The sequence below is a fragment of the Motilimonas sp. E26 genome, assembly GCF_021278025.1.
Lineage (GTDB): Bacteria > Pseudomonadota > Gammaproteobacteria > Enterobacterales > CBDFNC01 > Motilimonas.
Window position 1 is genome coordinate 1 of record NZ_JAIBHJ010000015.1, and the last position, 17,648, is coordinate 17,648.

A 17,648-nucleotide genomic window follows, 5' to 3' on the forward strand; every position below is an offset into this window, starting at 1 on the left:
GGCGTTTTACCTTGACTGTATGCGCTATACAGCGCCATGAATTCTTTGATTAATATACCGACCGACCAGCCGTCTGAGGCAATATGATGGACACACAGCAATAATTGCCAGTAAGTTTCTGACACCTTGACCAAAGTTACTCGTATCATAGGAGCAACTTCTAAATCAAAATTTGAACTTGCTATTTCTTGCGTTAAGGCTTGTAAGCGTTGCTCACGCTCATGCTTATCAAAACCTGTAAAGTCCTGAACGTCGATATTAAAGTCCAAACAATCTTGCACTATTTGATAAGGAACAGATTCAGCTAAATGATAAGTGGCTCTTAGTGATTCATGGCGTCGAAGGATGGTTTTAAAACTTTCATTCAAAGCCTTTAGATCAAACTTTCCATTAAAAGAGATACTTCGCATGATATTATAATGAGCACTACCTTGAGACATGCTATCTAACAGCCATAACCCTTGCTGACTGAATGATAAAGGGCAATATGCAATATCACTTGGTCGGGACTCTATGACCGGTATCGACTGCTTAAGCAACGCAGAAATGATACCCTCTTTATTATTAATAATGCTTTGTTTTAATGTATCTGTTAGCGCACCCTTTGCCGCTTTAAACGCAAGTTTCCCTTGGTCTAGATAGAGTTTTACGCCGGCTTTTGCCACATCATTTAGTACCTCAACTGACATCGACTATTATCCTTATCTAGAAAAATCCATCTTCAAGTTCAACTTCGGCATCTAGTCCCCTAGACGAGGTTAATAAGGCATTATCAATTACAGATGCAACTTCATAGATCGATGCATTCTCAAAAAAATCCCTAATTGATAACTTGACTGAAAATTCCTCAGAAATCATTCCTAATAACTTTGAGATCTTTATAGAGTCACCGCCCAGAGAGAAAAAGTCATCATAAATAGACTTAACAGGTAAACTGAGGTCTTCCGACCAAATTTTAAAAAGTACTTCTTGAGTCGTATTATTTGCTATGCCATCAGTAACATAAACTTGATCTACTGGTAAAACCAAAGCTCGTTTATTAACCTTGCCATTTGGTAACAACGGTATTTCCGAAACAGGTAAAACTCCATTTGGAAGCATGTAGGAAGGAAGTTTCTTTGAAATAAGTCTTAACAAATCCTGGTGTTGATAAAAGTCATTATAAACAACAAAAACCTGTATACCATTTGAATCGAACTTGACACAAGCATCTTTAACAAAATCAAATGTTAAAAGGCAAGACTTAATTTCGTTCAAGTCAACTCTTTGGCCTCGTATTTTTACTTGATCGTCTGTCCTTCCAAAACATTCCAGTACACCATTACTCACCCTCCTTACTAAGTCACCCGTTCGAAACATTTTTTTGAAAAATGATGGTTCACCCTTTATATAAAATGGATTATCGAGAAAAACTTCTCTTTGAAGAGAAGGGTTATTTAAATACCCTAGCGCTAAACTTTGACCAGATATATATAATTCCCCAATTTGTCCGTAAGGTACAACTTGCAAGTTTTCATCTAGAACATATGTTTCTACATTATCAATACTACTTCCAATAGGAGCGTTAAACCCTCCTAGGCTTTCAAAAGATTCATTATCTATTAAACATAATAAATTGTCATAACAGTCCTGATTTCTTTCAATATATTCACTAGATATAAATATCTGTTCATTTATAAGTTCTATAATATCATCTGTTGTGGTTAATGGATTTGATAAAACAACTCTAAAAACCCAGTTAACTCTACCTTCAATACTAAGTGACGTTTTGGAGGAAAAAGTATTATTTCTTTGAAATTGTATCTTCTGGATTTTTTTTGTAGCCTCATTAATCTGTTCAACTTCGTCTTTTGAATAATTTTTTTTGAATCTTAGTGATATAGGGATATATCTGTAATTTACTATATTTAGGTCTGGCTTACCCACTAACTCAAACGCATCAGTAGTTTCAATAAGTCGTACTAAAAAATTAGTAAGGTGGACACTTCTATCAATAAGCCAAGAATAGCCTTTAAGGCCCAATATTTTTAAGCTTGAATAAAGAAGTAAAGATTGTGCAGGACGAGACCCCTCAATGGTATACTGCCCAAGGTCAAAACTACCTTTATTTGATTGATAATTTGCGTAAGTAGCAATTGATGATGCTGAAGTAGGATCTTTAAACAAGCATAAACTGATACCTTGCGAGATATAAAGCATTTTATGTGGGCAAAAAGTAATGGTATCAGCTTGATCAATTCCTATTAGTCTATGCTTATTATTTTGTGACAACTTAAAAGCACCACCCCAAGCAGCATCTGCATGAAAGTGAATATTTTCTCTTGAAGCAACTCTAGCAATTTCACTTAAAGGGTCAACGGTACCAGTCTCTGTCGCGCCAGAAATACCAACAATGGCAATAATTAAAATATTATCTCGTCTGCATTCCTCGATAGCACTATTAAGACTATCAATGGACATTCTTCCATCTTTGTCTTTATCAATATAAATTATTGAATTTTCACCTAACCCCATGAGACTAAGGCTTTTTCTAATAGAATAATGCATAAGATCTGTACCAAGCACTACTGCTCTAGGTAAACCAAGCTTATTCAACCAATAATAAAATCCATCACTTCGAATATCATATTCTGCTACTCCAAGTTTCATGAGAGCATTATTTCTAGCGTAAGTTAGTGATGTTAGATTAGCCACGCTACCACCACTTGTTACAGCGCCATATACAAAATTTGGATTTTGTGATTCTAGATAAAATTCATTAGGATGATCGTAGAACAGCCTATGCATCATAGCCAGAACTTGACGCTCAATCAAAGTAAAGCTATTGGATGTTTCTACCTTAACCATATTCTGGTTTAGTTTCGATATCAACTTACTTAGCTCTGGTATGTAGCTAGGTAATTTCGATGTCATATGACCTATATATTTTTTATCACTAACATCAATACTGTTTGGTATAACTCTTTCATTTAAGTCATTTATAAATTCTTGAAAAGGAATACCTTCTTCCGAAATAATGGTATCAGAAAATGAGCCTTTAAAACCTTCATCAGTATCAATACATTTTTTAGATGAAAAAGCATCTTTTGATATGTTGAATAAACCCTCTCCATGTTGATCTTCAAAAAAATAATTCATCACGCTTCTATTGGATTCGTAGCCACTTACTTCGTGGAATGTTGAATCACCACCTGTCTCACTAGAACCATATAAGTTGATAAGTTTAGTTGTAGGTAATGCCTGGAAAAACATTCTAGCTTGGTCAATCCCTAATTGTTCTCCACTGGATATAACAATTCTTAAAGTTTTTAAATATTCGAGAGTAGAAGTATCAATCAAGGATTGTAAAAATGATGGTACAAGTGTTAAACGAGAGACTTTTTTTCTTTGAATTATTTTTTTTAGTTCGAATGGTGAAAGGAGCTCTTCTTTCGATAAAACAATAAGTTCATTACCTGCGACTAACGGCTGTAAAACTTCTGCTAAGTGGTCTACAAAGCTTACCGAGGTTTTAAAAGAAAAAACATCATCTGGAAGTGTTGGGTACTGTTTTTCAAACCAGCTTATACGATTAACGAGAGAATCATGACTCCCAATAACTCCTTTAGGTACTCCGGTAGATCCTGATGTATAGATAATATACGCTGCATTATCAATGAAAAAGCTTTCATCTTTACTAAAATCTGAATAGTTACTATTGATTTCTTCTATTCCAGAACTCGATACTTTCAAGCTACTCGTTGAGTCTTTAAGAATAAAATCAACCCGTTCTACTGGATAAGAAGGGTCAATCGGGACATAGATTAACCTTGATTTAAAAATTGCAATCATCCAAGATATCAACTCAATACTAGGATTAAGCTGAACCGCAACTCGTTTACCTGAAGATAGTCCATAGTTAACTTTTAAAACTTCAATTTTTTTATTAATATCTTCCCACAAATCTTTATATGAGTAATTAACTCCAAAACTATAAACTGCAACTTTATCTCCGTTTTTTTCAGCCGTTCTTTCGATTATGTCTGATATATTTCCCTCTAAATACTCATTGATTCCAATGCCGCTTCGCGATATTGCTCTTTCCCTTTTATCATAAAATTCAATAACTTCATTTGGACTATTGCATATAAAATCAACTAAATTCAAAAAATCGTCTCTAATTTCTTTTATATCACTAATACTAAAATATGACTGATTAAACTCAAGCCTCACTTCTAAAGAATCCGACTCCCAGAAATTAAATTGTAAAGGTGTTTGGTCCAATCCATTACTTAAACCAATAATCTCAACAACAGATCCCTCGACGAATGTAGTAATTTCTTTTGTTTGGTAGTTAAATCCAATTTCATACACCTTATCTCCACCTGAATAATCAGCTAGACTTTTTAAAATCTTGCTATGAGGATATTTCTGATATCTGAAAGATCTGGAAACAGAAGCCTTAACGTCCTTCGCAAAATTAACAAAAGTTTTACCTCTATTTGGAATAACTCTAATAGGTAGGATGCTTGTGAACATGCCTACTTTAGACTTTTCAACAGCCGATGTTCTATTATGTGTTGGACAACCGATAAAAAATTGTTTGTTTGCATAAAATCTAAAGCTAAAAACTGCAATAATACTTAAGTAAATCTGCTGTACTGACATAGATATATTATCAGCCAAAGATTTCAGGTTTTCATGAGTTCGTCCATTAATAGTAAACTTAGTCGTTTTACTCGGAACGAGACCTTTTTTAAAATTGTTCTTATAAAATGGAGTAAAAACAGGTTCAGGAACATATGCAACTTCATTAATCCAGAATTTTTCATCTCTTAAATAGCGAGAACTATTAATATATTCAAAATCAAACTCGACTATAGTCGACATTGAAGGATCTTGACTTTCCGATACTCCGTAATTATATATTTCACAAAGCTTAGTAAGCCAATTGTTAACTCCTATACCATCCATTAAAATATGATGAAATAGGATTACAAATCTATAATCATTTTCGTTAATTTTTACAAGCCAGACTTCATAAAGTTTCTTATATGTAATTGGAAGTTCATAATTTTTTACTGATAGTAATAGCTCACTAAAATCAAACTCAGGATTTAATTTATCACTAAAATCAACAAGGTTTATATTTGAATCTAACTCTCCATTTTTAATTTGGTAAGGAACTCCATTATCTTCTATAATATAGGTTTTAAAAACATCATGAGTCTGTATCACTTCAATATGTGATTCTTTAAACTTTGCCACATCGATTTTAGGCAGTTTCATAAATCCAAATATATTATATTGTGTATTAGAGCCGTTCTTTACAGAGTCAAAAAAGACGTCTTTCTGAACTAAAGTCAATTCCAATTTATACTCTTCCACCTTAACCTCTATTTAAAAAATAAATTAATAATTAATAAGAACGCCTGATTCAAACTTAAATATTTTGTCAGCCAGATAAAAATATCGATCATCGTGAGAGATCAATATAACGGTCTTACCTGATAGCTTTAACTCTGGAATAATGTCTTTATAAAATCGTTCTTTAAACTCAGGATCTTGATCTGCCGCCCACTCATCAAATATATATAAATCCCGTTCTTCCATTAGTGCTATTATTAAAGCAAGCCTTCTCCTTTGCCCATCAGATAATTTCAAAGTTGAAAACTTATTACCTTCAAGATCGACCTTACCTTTTAACCCAAGTTTCTCTATCAAAACTTTAAATTCTTTTATCTTAGCTTCTGTCGGTTGGAAGTTTAACTCTTTGAATAAGTAATAATCTGAGTAAATGCATGAAATTAATTTACGATATGACTTTATATTTGAGCTGGTTACCTCTACATCATCAAAAAAAATTGATCCAATATTTGGATAATTATGTAAACTTAGGATCTTTGAAAAAGTTGATTTACCACTTCCGTTCCCGCCAACTATAAAGACAACCTCATTCCTATTAATCTGACAATTTATATTTCTAATAGAAAAGTTTCCTTTTGTATATTGAAAACTTACATTTACAAATTTTATGCTCTTCCAGCTTTGGACATCTTGATATTGATTTGAAGCCATTTCACCGGGTAACATATCAATTATCTCATAATATTTTCTGAGTGATACATTTGCCTTACTCACTTCAGAGGCAACATTCACTAAATATGAAACAGGTCCTGATATGTATATCAACACCATCATCACACCAATTATTTCATTTATCTCAAATGATTCAGCATTCAAGAAATAAAAAATTGCAGTTGCAATAATTGTAAAAAAAATAAATTCAGCATAGCCTCTGTTGAATTGAAATATATAGTTTGCTTTTTTTTCTCTATCGACTACTTTTGTTTCTTTTTTGTATAAACCTTCCTCAATGAAAAAATCAGACTTTTCCGAATTAAGCTTGAGTTCTTTTGCTCCTAAAATTAAACCTCTAAACCCGTCTTGGAGTTGATCCATTTCTAGCCTGGACTCGGTCATCAGTTTACCACCAAATTTTATTGGAAACTGAAAGATAACTGAAGAAATCACCAGCGGAATAAATACTAGAAAAAAAATATCAGTGTTTATATAAGCTAAGTATGAGAAAAGACCAATTAGAGTTGCAATCTGAACACATATATCGGGGATTAAATTTGCTCCTGATACGATTCTTTGAACATCAGTATTTAAGGCTTGGTTCAGCTTTGACACACCAACACTTTCTATCTTTTTTATTTCAGCTTGATTTATTCTTCTATATAACCTTTTCCTCAGTGAGCTAGTTACACCCAAAGAAATATTATTAAGAATAACTTGCGATAAAATTTTTGAAAGCAGTATAAATAAAAATAATAGAATGAACACTTGCAAGTAACTTAAGTTAATAATTGCTGTCTTTAATTCATCTCCATTTATCGCTTTTAATATGACAGGTATGACCAAAGAATGACTTATTCCCGATATAATCCCAATGACTATAGATGCTAACAACATCCTCGGTGAATATTTGTAGAAGACTTTTACTAGCATATGAAACAAGTTGCTCTATTTATGGGGGGATTGTATTAAAGTGAAACAAGCTAAATTGACACCTCACAAATGTCAAACTTTTATTAAAAAAAATCAAATGCGACATTATCCTCCGTCACACTAAAAACAAGATAATCACACTACAAACCATGTAAAATAAACATTTTGTGTTGAATAAAACCTTTAAAATTTAGTTTATACTGTTAACGGCGTTATTTTTAATTGTGAAAAGTTAGCAAAACGACTCATTTTAGTGACAAAGCTCAAACCCTAGAGCAACATACCAGCTTGCTTGCTACTTACTGGCGAAAGCATAAGCTCTTTCATCAAATAGAGTGGTTAATTCCACCTGATTAGAATTACTCCGGTCAACCAAAACTGGACTATGTTGTAGGGCAAGGTTGTGAACATTTTTGACCATTTAGAACGAGCGATTTGACGAACTCAGTGACTATCGAAAATCTGCAACATTGATGTCGGTTTCCTAACAATCTACGCTACCACCGCCGGTGCCGGACTGGAGTATAAAATCCGCGAAGGGCTAAAGCATGCCGACGAATTCTTCCCCAGCATGGTCAAAAACAAGGCGACCTCAAAGCCGACAGCCGCAAGGTGTTTTTGAAATTCTAGGGCATAGACATGCTGGAGTTTGGCGAGCTGCGATTTATTACAGGGATGCAAGATTACCAGCGGCAGCTACTGCAGCGACTTGGCCAGTTGTATGAATCATTTTATTCTTAAATTGGCTGCGGAATGTCGGGTGAATGCAGTCCGTGACGAACCGGCCGACTGTATAGCAATTGATGCAACTGAGAATGATGCTCAGCTGGAAAACAGCATGGGCGTATTCAGATCAGAGAATATCATATCACAGCAGCAGTCGCTCTGGCTCAGAAGCTTCCAGCATAGAAAGGCCTGAAAACACTAAGGCTGGAAATAAGTTACCGTCTGGACAAAAAATCAGGAATACAGTCGCTAGAAGCTCGTTATTGCATTAGATCTGCAGAACTAGCAGGGACAGGTTTCCCGCAGCAGTTCGTGGGCACAGGGGTATTGAAAACAGCCAGCATTAGGTCTTGGATGCCTCATTGAACGAAGATGCTCGTCAGATTTATCGTGGTGATGGTACAAAGATCATGGCTTGTATCATTATGTTGCATTCAATATGCTTTGAGCGGAGACCTGCAGGAAAGTGAACAGCCGCCGAAAGCAGCAATGAGGCAGAGTTATGAGGCATATCTTTAGCCATTGCTATGCTAGAGCGCCGAGTGGATAAAAAACTAAGCAGCCAAATTCATCTATATATGTAAATTCGTGATTATCGCTGTTCTGTTTAAATCAAATTCATTCAATCGTACGCCAACATACCACGCTTTATGCTCTTTACGATTACAGATTGATGCCAGAGAGTGCTCTACTTTGGCGCGATGAAGGGCGGTAATGGTCCCGATGTTGAGATGGCATACGCTTATATGCAAAATCGGAAATATGAAGGCTTGAACATCACCCTGATTAAGCAAGATGTAACCCATGATCATAGTGCTGATCAAACCTTTAAAGATGCACTTCCACTATTATTCCCATAAGCGAGACGGGTATTCGAGCACAAGTCAGCAAGACTTGTGCTCTAACTTCTACAACCAGCCATCTCGCGCAAATTTTTCAGCTAAGCTATCTAGCTCAATATCTATTATCTGATGCCAATCTTGGGTCGGCAAATCTTGCCCTAATTGATGCACAAACCAGCTCATGAACACCGCATTTTCAAACGCACCGTGCAGGTAAATCCCCACTACATTTTCACGCTGCCAACCCAAATTAGATTGTAAAAATTCACTGACCTTACCGGTAGTTTGCGTTTGTCCATGGTGAATCTCATACCCGGTCATAGGTTGGTTTTGCCATTGAAAATGTACTTGCGAAGTAGACTTGATTTGCGCTAATTCAGTGGTTAATGGCAATAAGCCTAAGCCATCAAAATCACCGGCTTCTAAACGGCGCGGGTCAAGCAGCTTTTCACCTAATATTTGTAAACCGCCGCAAATACCCAGCACTAGCTTACCTAGTTGAGCCGCATCGATAACCGATTGAGCTAACCCCGTGTTAGCCAAATAGGCCATGCTGGCGCCTGAATTTTTACTGCCGGGTAAGATCACGGCATCAAAGCGTGACAAGCTTTGCTGTTCGCGGATCACCGTGACATTCACGCCTTGCTGATGAAACAGGGGATCAAACTCATCCATATTAGCGGCATAAGGATAAATCACTAACGCAATGTTTAGCTCGCCTTTAACAAAGGTGTCACTACCCCGAAAGGCATCTTCTTCTGGTAAACGGTGATCGTACATCGGAATGTTAGCCACCGTAGGAATACCGGTTTTTTCTTGTAACCAATCCATGGCATTGCCCAGCAGCAGCGGGTCGCCGCGAAATTTATTAAGCACAAAGCCTTTGATTAAGCCTTGCTCCTGCGGCGCTAAACACGCCCAAGTCCCTAGCAGATGAGCAAACGAGCCGCCACGATCAATATCAGAAATCAAATACACATCGGCCTGTGTTTCCAGCGCCACTGCCATATTGACAATATCACCGGCGCGTAAATTAATTTCCGCAGGGCTACCCGCTCCTTCTATCACTAACTGATCATAGTCAGATTGCAAACTGGTTAAGGCATTTTTTACATGCTGCCAGAGTAACGATTTACGTTCCATCCACGCCATGGCAGAAATTTCTGCATTGGCCACACCATTCACGATCACCTGGCTATAGGTATCGGCGCTAGGTTTCAGTAATACAGGGTTCATTCGCACATCGGGGGTGACTTTCGCGGCCAAAGCTTGCAAGTATTGCGCGCGACCAATTTCTAAACCATCGGGTGTAACGGCCGCATTATTACTCATATTTTGAGCTTTAAATGGTGCCACGTTAACACCGCGGTTAGCCAGAACACGGCAAGCCGCTGCTGCCAGTAAGGATTTGCCAGCATCACTGGTACATCCTAATAACATGATAGGTTTTGCCATTGTTTCCCTTTATGCAAAAAGTCGCCATCATACCGTTAAACTCACAGCGGTGAAATGGACGCGCTGACTTAATCCTCATGTCATCCAGTAAAAGCTGGCAACAGGCTCAATCTGATCTACACTATTTTAACTGTATATAAAAACAGGTGAGAGAGCATGAATACGCAACCGACTAAACTAACCTGCGCCATACTAACTGGGATGTTAACTGCCTTGAGTGCAAGTAGCAGTGCTGAAACCTGCTCCCAAACCCAGTTACAGCGGTTTTTAACGCAGCAAAACCAGGCCTACCATGCTGGCAATCCTTGTATCTCAGACTCATCTTTCGATCAACTCAATCAACTCCTCGCTCATCCAATCAGTACCTTAAACACAGACATAGACAATTCATGGGTGAGTCACCGTTACCCCATGAAAAGCCTTAATAGCACCACCAGCAAGCAAATGTTGTTGGAATTTATTAAACCCTTGTTGCAACGCGCCAATTCGTTAATCATTCAACCGAAAATTGATGGCATCGCGATTGAGCTTATTTATCATCACGGCCAATTAGCCCAAGCCAGTACGCGAGGAAACGGTGCAGCAGGTAAAGACATCACTGCATTGATCTTACTTGCTCCGCACATACCTAAACGGCTTAATCAAAAGGCGCAGCAAGAGGAGGTGGTTATTTATGGCGAACTGTTTATTCCCCAACAAGCGTTTAAGCAAATACAGGGTTATTCGAGTAGCCGACAGTTAACGGCCGCGTTGGCGCAACAAAAACAGCCCGATATGACGTTAGCCAATTTACTCAATTTCTTCCCATATCAATTGGCTCAACCGTTGCAGCCTAATGATCTGGCAAGCCAGCAGTTATTGGCGCAATGGGGCTTTAAAGCCACTCAAATCTTTAGCCAAACCATTAATGATATTGCGGATGCAGAGCGCTGGCTCAATACATGGCAACAAGATGTTGAACTGGATGCGGATATCGACGGCGTTGTGATAAAAGCCGCAGAACAAAACCTGCGCGACAGCTTAGGCAGTAATCAATCTTTTCCGCATTGGGCCATGGCGTTTAAGCCAAAAGCCAAGCGCGCGGAAGTAACCGTGACCAAACTGAGCTATCAAGTTGGTCGCACCGGTAAAATAACACCCATTTTGCATTTTCCGCCAGTGTCTTTGGGTAATAAAACCGTGCAGAAAGTCTCTGGACACTCAGTCAACTACATCAAACAACATGAAATAAACCAAGGTAGCTCAATCACAGTGGCATTGGCAGGTAAAGCCACGCCAACCATCACCAAAGTCATCACCACGAGCACAGAGCAAGGTTATCAATTACCGTTTGTTAGACTCGGCCTTTGTTTATCTAGCGGCTATGCTTGTAAGCAGCGCTTTAAGCTGCAAATAAAATACACCATGAAAAAGCTAGGCTTGCCCTTAAATGTGAGAAAAGAAGTAAATCAATTGGTTAAACAAGGTGTGATCACCCAGCTCGGTCAGCTTGGTCCCTTCTATCAAGCAACCTATCATCGCAACTTAACCAAGCAGCGCCTACTCGCTAGCCTAACAGCACGCCCTTTAACCCTGAGTCATTTAAGCGCAATGGAGCATGAGCTAGAAAGGCAGCGATTACTGTTAGCGCGCTTAAGCATTTAGGCGCGAACATCCGTTATACTTAAGAGGCGTCAGAGTCAGACAACGGCAGCACCATTTCTATCAAACCGTCCTCTAGCTCGATAGTCACTTTAAAGCCTAATTTTTTTGCTAGCTCTGACATGCCGCGGTTTTGGATCATGGTAAATCCCATCAGCACTTGGGTGCCGTTGGCTTTGTAGTAGCGGATCAGTTTTTCCAGTAAAAAGCGCCCTAACCCTTGGCCTTGCATGTCGCCTTTCACCACCATTGCAAATTCGGCATCGGTATTATCGGGATCCGTTGAAGCTCTAACCACGCCTAAGGTATCACCCTCACCATGTTCATCACACGCCACCGCGACAAAAGCCATTTCACGGGCATAATCAATTTGCGTAAGCAGTGCCATTTCTTCATGGGTCATTTGTGCGCGCTCACCAAAGTAACGCTTGTATCGGTCTTCTGCTGATAAGCCAGAATCAAACACGCGGTGTTTAGGCTCATCTTCCGGCAAAATAGGACGCACTAACACTTTATTGCCATTACGCAAGGTAAAATACTCTTCTAACTCTTTTGGATAAGGCCGGATCGCCAGTCTTGCCGCAGGGTCCCCTTCAAGAGACTGTAAGGTTACATTCACGTCTAACAAGGTAATGCTATCACCTGCTATTAATACTGGGTTGAAGTCAATGTCTAAGATCTCTGGACAATCAATGATCAAGTGCGCCACTTGAGTCAGCATCACACAAAGGGCTTCTATGTCAAAGCCAAGGGGCAAGTGACGGTCACGAATTTTTTGACTCTTAAGGGCATTAATCACCATATAACGAGCCAGCGCCATGTTTAGTGGTGGTAAAGCAACTGCTGCATCGCGACTGATATCCCACTCAGAGCCACCTTCTCCCAACAAAATAGCGGGACCAAATACAGGATCGTTTTTCACTGCAATGCGCAGCTCTTGTGCCCCTGCCGTTAATGCCATTTTTTGTACTATCATGCCGTCAATTCTTGCCGTTGGAAAACGGTCTATTACCCGTTGCGTTACCGATTGCGCGGCTTGCAAAACTTCAATTTGAGAATTAAGGTTAAGCACCACGCCATGCACATCTGACTTATGATGAATGTCGGGTGATTGCACTTTCAGCGCCACTGGGTAGCCTATGCGGTTGGCTGTCTCTACGGCTTCACTGGCATCTTTCGCGTACCAAGTCGGAATGGTTTTTAATCCGTAAGCTTCCAAGACTGGCTGCATTTCGTGGGTTTCTAACACAGACTTACCCTTATCTAGAGCACGCTGTAATATGTCTCTGGCACGCTGAGCATTAGCGGGTAAATTAGCTGGGATAGATTGCGGCGTTTCCATCAATAGTTTTTGGTTGCGGCGGTATTCCACCATGTGCATAAACGCCCCGACAGCGCCCTCTGGCGTGCGATAGGTGGGTAAACCCGCAGCAGAGAATAATTTTCTGGCTTCATAGGCGGCTTGCTCGCCCGTCCAGTTGGTTAATATATTGAATCGTCGTTGATTTGGGTGCAATTTTACCGCACTGATCACAGCTTCCGCTGTTTCGCCACTATGGGCTAACGCAGAAGGTGAGTGCATAACCAAGACGGCATCGATATCCTTAGAGTTCATTAACACATCTACCGCTCGCGCATAACGCTCAGGAGTGGCATCGCCAATAATATCGACGGGATTAGCACGCGACCAATTAGAAGGTAGTACTTTATCTAGTTCCGCTATCACCTGCTCGTCTAATTTAGCTAACTTTCCACCTCGTTCAATGAGTGCATCCACCGCTAACACGCCGGGCCCTCCGCCGTTGGTCACGATGGCAAGGCGTTCACCTTTCAAAGGATTGGAGTGCGCTAGGGTCTCTACCGCGGCAAACAATTCATGTAAATCTTTTACCCGCAGCATACCCGCACGTTTAAATGCTGCATCATAAACTGCATCACTACCTGTTACGCCACCGGTATGTAATTCAGCAGCAATCGCACCTTCATGACTGCGACCGGATTTGATCACCAAAATCGGTTTGTTGCGCGAGGCTGCTCGCGCCGCTGACATAAAGTCGCGACTTTGGTGCACTGAATCAACGTATAACATGATCGCGCGGGTTTTACTGTCTCGGCCAAGTAAATCGAGCAATTCATCAAAGTCGACATTAATACCATCACCGAGGGAAATAAAATGGGAAAAGCCGATACCTTTGTTATTAGCCCAATCTAATACTGTGGTACAGATTGCTGCCGATTGAGACACAAAGGCCAATTTTCCCGGTTGCGTGCCCGCGTGCGCTAAGCTGGCATTTAAGCCTATATTTGGCAAGATCAGTCCTAAGCTATTAGGCCCTAAAATTCGAATGCCGTACTTTTTGGCAAAATCATTCAATTGCTGTTTTAGCTCAATACCATCTTCACTGCACAATTGATCAAAACCACCAGAGATGACCACCGCCGCCTTACAGCCATGTTGTCCTAATTTTTCAACGATCCGAGGTACACGTAACGCTGCCGTACAAATAATTGCTAAATCAGGCACTTGTGGTAAGGCTTCTATATTTGGATAAGCCAACACGCCCAATACAGCTTTGTATCTTGGTGTTACTGGCATAATAGGGCCAGAAAAACCACCAGAAAGCAGGTTTTTCATCACCACATTGCCAGCACGTAGCTCACGAATAGAAGCACCAATAACGGCAATGGATTGAGGTTTAAACAACAAATCTAAATTACGTTGGCTCATAACAAATACACTCAGAGGTTTACTTAGCTAAATAGTTTACTTGTGAATGATCCGAGCAGCCAATTTTTTCATGAGTAAATCATAAAGTTATGAATAAAATCACTTGTGTATAATATTATCGTTTTCGTCAAGTAAGAGCTTTGATTGCACCCCGTGGTGATTTACGCTACCCTGCTTGCCCGCTAACGTGCGGTTCCCCTCAAAAGACACCGATAAGAGAGCAACTATGAGCTTTGCCAATTTGGGCCTTTCTGCCCAAATCCTTGATGCCGTGACCCAACAAGGTTACACCACCCCTTCACCGATCCAAGCCGAAGCAATACCCGCGGTGATCCAAGGCAAAGATGTCATGGCAGCAGCGCAAACTGGTACCGGTAAAACCGCCGGTTTTACCTTGCCATTGTTACAAAAGCTTTCTCAAGGTCAACGTGCACAAGCAAACCAAGTACGCGCATTGGTATTGACGCCAACGCGTGAGCTAGCGGCACAAGTCGGCGAGAGTGTTGCTCTTTATGGCCGCAACTTACCGCTAACCTCTATGGTTGTTTTTGGAGGCGTAAACATTAAACCGCAAATAGCAGGATTACGCCGCGGTGCGGATATCTTAGTCGCCACACCAGGCCGCCTGCTGGATTTGTACCAGCAGAAAGTAATTAATTTTAAACGTTTAGAAATTCTGGTTTTAGATGAAGCCGACCGCATGCTCGACATGGGCTTTATTCACGACATTAAAAAAGTATTGGCCGTGCTGCCTAAGCAACGTCAAAACTTATTATTTTCAGCAACTTTTTCTGACGATATTCGCAAACTGGCCAAAGGCTTAGTTAATAATCCAGTTGAAATTTCAGTGGCACCGCGCAACACCACTGCCGCGCGCATTGAGCAATGGGTTTATCCCGTTGATAAAACTCGTAAAGCGCCTCTACTTGGCCAGTTAATTAAAGAAAATGACTGGAAACAAGTATTAGTGTTTACCAAGACAAAACACGGCGCTAACCGCCTCAGCCAAAACTTAGAAGCCAATGGCCTTAAAGCTGCCGCGATCCATGGTAATAAAAGCCAAGCTGCACGCACTAAAGCATTGGCAGGCTTTAAATCAGGCGAAATCCGCATTTTGGTAGCAACTGACATTGCCGCACGTGGTTTGGATATTGACCAACTGCCACACGTAGTGAACTTTGATTTACCTAATGTGTCTGAAGACTATGTCCACCGCATTGGCCGTACAGGCCGCGCTGGCGCTAGCGGTGAAGCCATTTCTCTCGTATGCCATGACGATGCAAAGCTGCTGCAAGATATCGAAAAGTTGATCAATAAAACCATTGAACGAAAGACTATTCCTGGGTTTGAGATCAGCACAGAATTGCCCACCAAAAACTTTGCGCCGGCGAAAAAGCAAACCAACCAAGCTCGTCGCTCACGTAATCCCAATGCGCCAAAAAAACAGGGTAATCGTTCAGGTAGTAGTAATGCCAATAATAGCGGTAATGGTGCGCAGCCGAATAAACCTGCGACACGCCGACCTTCACGTCATCGTCCAGTGAATAAAACCGCGGCCTAACTAGGCGCGGTACTAAAAAAGTTTTACCATAAAAAAGCCCCTAAATAATTTAGAGGCTTTTTTTTAATCCTTATGTTTGATGGAGCAAGTACCACCAATAAGGTTTTATCTCGTGGTTAACGCATGCGAGCGATACGGAATTTGCGGCCTTTTATCTTGCCTGCTTCTAGCTTTTTCAATGCGACCGTCGCCACTTCACTGCCGACCGCCACATAAGCCCAATTATCAAGGACTTGAATTTTGCCGATTTGCTTAAAATCGATACCATTATCACCTGTTAACGCGCCAACAATATCACCTGGGCGCACTTTTTGTTTTTTGCCGCCATCGATACGCAGTGATACCATTTTCGGCTTAGCAATCACGCCGTCTAGCACAGATAATTCAGGTAAGTGCTCCGCTTCAATGCGAATACCTAAGTAGTCTTCTAAAATGATTACTTTGTTCGCGTCTTTCGCACTGAACAATGAGCAAGCAACCCCTTTGCTGCCAGCACGGCCAGTGCGGCCAATGCGGTGCACATGCACCTCAGGATCGTGTGACAATTGGTAGTTAATCACCGCGTCAAGGGCGTCAATATCTAAGCCCCGCGCAGCAACGTCCGTTGCCACTAATACTGAAACACTTTTATTCGCAAAACGCACTAAGGTTTGGTCACGGTCTTTTTGCTCTAAATCGCCGTTTAATGCCAACGCACTAAAACCATAATTACACAGCTCATCCGCCACTTCCTGCGTGTCTTTTTTCATATTACAAAACACCACACAAGATTCCGGTTGGTGCTTCATCAGTAGCAAACGGATCGCCAGTAAACGCTCTTCAAAGTTATTCACTTCATAAAAATGCTGTGAAATGGTGCTCTGTTCATGTGTCGATTCAACCTTAACAAATTCAGGCTGATCCATGATGCGATCGGCGATAGATTTTATTTCATCGGGGAATGTCGCACTAAACAATAATGTTTGTCGCTGTGTTGGCATTTTCTCAATAATCGCATCTAAAGCAGGCTGAAACCCCATGTCTAACATGCGATCAGCTTCATCCAATACAAAGGTATTGATGTTATCTAAAACTAATGTACCTTTCTCAATATGATCTAATACTCGACCTGGCGTACCCACAACAATATGCGCGCCGTGCTCTAAAGAGCCAATTTGCGGACCAAAAGGCATACCGCCACATAATGTCAGTACTTTAATATTATGTATGGCGCGTGCCAGTTTACGGATCTCTGTTGCCACTTGGTCAGCCAACTCACGAGTGGGACAAAGCACTAAGGTTTGAATACGAAAACGTTTCACATCAAGGGACTGCAACAAGCCAAGACCAAAAGCGGCCGTTTTCCCTGAGCCAGTTTTGCCTTGCGCAATCACATCTTTACCAGCAATGATTGCCGGTAAACTTTGCGCTTGGATCGGCGTCATCGATTGGTAACCAAGGGACTCAAGGTTACTGAGTAATTCGGTGCGTAAGGATAAAGAAGAAAAACAAACTTGGCTCAAAACAATCGTCCCGTGTTCATGGATCAAAAAAACAATGCCAGCATTAGGCAGAGATAGGTGCAAGATTATAACAGCTGTTAACAATAAATATTGATTTTTCAGCTTAAGGTTGCAGCGATTAATTACAGGTAAAAACTTGAACTAAATCACACTTAAATACCTTCCAATATACTTTAGATATAAAAGTAAAAATTTTGTCA

Annotated in this window: 9 protein-coding genes and 1 pseudogene; 4 read left to right on the plus strand and 6 right to left on the minus strand. The window is 40.4% G+C overall.

Features of this window, described 5'->3' with window-relative positions:
• The 3 genes from K1M91_RS13175 to K1M91_RS13185 form a co-directional block, all read right to left on the minus strand.
• Positions 1-689 (minus strand): condensation domain-containing protein (locus tag K1M91_RS13175; RefSeq protein ID WP_232802478.1); only part of this gene is annotated, 689 nt, incomplete at its 3' end.
• 16 nt (positions 690-705) lie between these two features.
• Positions 706-5,367 carry an aminotransferase class V-fold PLP-dependent enzyme gene (locus tag K1M91_RS13180; protein WP_232802480.1) on the minus strand — a complete coding sequence of 1,554 codons (4,662 nt, stop codon included), beginning with the start codon at positions 5,365-5,367 and terminating at the stop codon, positions 706-708.
• 24 nt (positions 5,368-5,391) lie between these two features.
• Positions 5,392-6,993: a cyclic peptide export ABC transporter gene (locus K1M91_RS13185; RefSeq protein WP_232802482.1), complete on the minus strand. Its 1,602-nt coding sequence runs from the start codon at positions 6,991-6,993 to the stop codon at positions 5,392-5,394.
• 517 nt (positions 6,994-7,510) lie between these two features.
• Here K1M91_RS13185 and K1M91_RS13190 point away from each other — a divergent pair.
• A pseudogene (locus K1M91_RS13190) lies at positions 7,511-7,734 on the plus strand (IS1634 family transposase); the annotation flags it as partial.
• Positions 7,735-8,402: 668 nt separating this feature from the next.
• Entirely contained in the window at positions 8,403-8,579 is a 177-nt protein-coding gene (locus K1M91_RS13195) for a hypothetical protein (protein WP_232802484.1), read from the plus strand.
• Positions 8,580-8,627: 48 nt separating this feature from the next.
• Here the strand turns inward: K1M91_RS13195 and K1M91_RS13200 are convergent, their stop codons facing one another.
• On the minus strand, positions 8,628-10,016 hold the full coding sequence (locus tag K1M91_RS13200) for a cobyric acid synthase (protein WP_232802486.1): 1,389 nt from the start codon (positions 10,014-10,016) through the stop codon (positions 8,628-8,630).
• 156 nt (positions 10,017-10,172) lie between these two features.
• Between K1M91_RS13200 and K1M91_RS13205 the strand changes: the two genes are divergently transcribed.
• Positions 10,173-11,660 (plus strand): hypothetical protein, encoded by a 1,488-nt coding sequence (locus K1M91_RS13205; RefSeq protein ID WP_232802493.1) that lies wholly within the window; start codon positions 10,173-10,175, stop codon positions 11,658-11,660.
• Between the two features lie 19 nt (positions 11,661-11,679).
• Here the strand turns inward: K1M91_RS13205 and K1M91_RS13210 are convergent, their stop codons facing one another.
• Positions 11,680-14,385 (minus strand): bifunctional acetate--CoA ligase family protein/GNAT family N-acetyltransferase, encoded by a 2,706-nt coding sequence (locus tag K1M91_RS13210; protein ID WP_232802495.1) that lies wholly within the window; start codon positions 14,383-14,385, stop codon positions 11,680-11,682.
• Between the two features lie 226 nt (positions 14,386-14,611).
• Between K1M91_RS13210 and K1M91_RS13215 the strand changes: the two genes are divergently transcribed.
• Positions 14,612-15,946: a DEAD/DEAH box helicase gene (locus K1M91_RS13215; RefSeq protein ID WP_232802504.1), complete on the plus strand. Its 1,335-nt coding sequence runs from the start codon at positions 14,612-14,614 to the stop codon at positions 15,944-15,946.
• 116 nt (positions 15,947-16,062) lie between these two features.
• Here the strand turns inward: K1M91_RS13215 and dbpA are convergent, their stop codons facing one another.
• Positions 16,063-17,448 carry an ATP-dependent RNA helicase DbpA gene (gene dbpA, locus K1M91_RS13220; RefSeq protein ID WP_232802507.1) on the minus strand — a complete coding sequence of 462 codons (1,386 nt, stop codon included), beginning with the start codon at positions 17,446-17,448 and terminating at the stop codon, positions 16,063-16,065.
• Positions 17,449-17,648 lie beyond the last annotated feature (200 nt).

Bases quoted from the DNA above. Each gene is read 5' to 3' on its own strand.
- K1M91_RS13215 (WP_232802504.1), top strand. From the start codon at position 14,612: ATGAGCTTTGCCAATTTGGGCCTTTCTGCCCAAATCCTTGATGCCGTG.
- K1M91_RS13200 (WP_232802486.1), bottom strand. From the start codon at position 10,016: ATGGCAAAACCTATCATGTTATTAGGATGTACCAGTGATGCTGGCAAA.
- K1M91_RS13185 (WP_232802482.1), bottom strand. From the start codon at position 6,993: ATGCTAGTAAAAGTCTTCTACAAATATTCACCGAGGATGTTGTTAGCA.
- K1M91_RS13205 (WP_232802493.1), top strand. From the start codon at position 10,173: ATGAATACGCAACCGACTAAACTAACCTGCGCCATACTAACTGGGATG.
- K1M91_RS13210 (WP_232802495.1), bottom strand. From the start codon at position 14,385: ATGAGCCAACGTAATTTAGATTTGTTGTTTAAACCTCAATCCATTGCC.